The organism is Saccharothrix sp. CCNWYY140, from assembly GCF_037401995.1.
Taxonomy (GTDB): Bacteria; Actinomycetota; Actinomycetes; order Mycobacteriales; family Pseudonocardiaceae; genus Actinosynnema.
On the sequence record NZ_JBBEGC010000243.1, the window covers coordinates 1 to 836 of the forward strand.

Below are 836 nucleotides of genomic sequence, written 5' to 3' on the forward strand. Positions count from 1 at the left end.
AAGGGTGGCCCGCACTACGGCAGTCCGGACAAGGAGCCGGCGGTGCGGTTGCGGGTGTTGACCGATGCGGGTCGGGTCAATGTGCCGTTCACCACGGGGATTCTGATCGGGATCGGGGAGACGGTCACCGAGCGTGCCGAGTCGTTGCTGGCGATGCGGGCGGTGGCGAAGCAGTACGGGCATATCCAGGAAGTGATCATCCAGAATTTCCGGGCCAAGCCGGATACCGCGATGCGTGGGATGCCCGACGCGGATTTGCACGAGTTGGCGGCGACGATCGCGGTGGCGCGGTTGGTGATGCCGTCCTCGACGAGTGTGCAGGCGCCGCCGAATCTGGTGGGCGGGGAGTTCGGGTTGATGCTGCGCGCCGGTATCGACGACTGGGGCGGTGTGTCCCCGGTGACCCCGGACCACGTCAACCCGGAGCGGCCGTGGCCCCAGGTGGACGTGCTGGAGGCGCACACCAAGGACGCCGGGTACGTGCTGCGGGAGCGTCTGGCGGTGTATCCGCGGTATGTGCGGGCGGCGGCGGGGCAGTGGATCGACACCCGGCTGACCGGGCACGTCCAGGCACTCGCACTCTCCGACGGGTTGGCGGATCCGGATGCCGTGGTGGTGGGTCGGGAGTGGCAGGAGCCGGACGGGGGTCTGGACACCTACGGTCGCGCGGATTTGAACACCGCGATCGACACCGAGGGGCGTACCGGCGACCGGCGCGGCGACTTCGACTCCGTCTACGGCGACTGGTCCTCGTTGACCGTGCCGAAGGCGGTGGAGCGGTTGCCGGAGGACACGGCGCGGGCGTTGTCGTTGGCTGCCGACGACCCGGCGAAGCT

The 836-nt window shown here is 69.1% G+C and carries 1 protein-coding gene; it reads left to right on the top strand.

Annotation, left to right across the window (positions count from 1 at the left end; genetic code table 11):
* Positions 1-836, top strand: an 836-nt coding sequence (cofG, locus tag WBN91_RS39060; protein ID WP_337729446.1) for a 7,8-didemethyl-8-hydroxy-5-deazariboflavin synthase CofG, incomplete at both ends; no start/stop codon positions are given.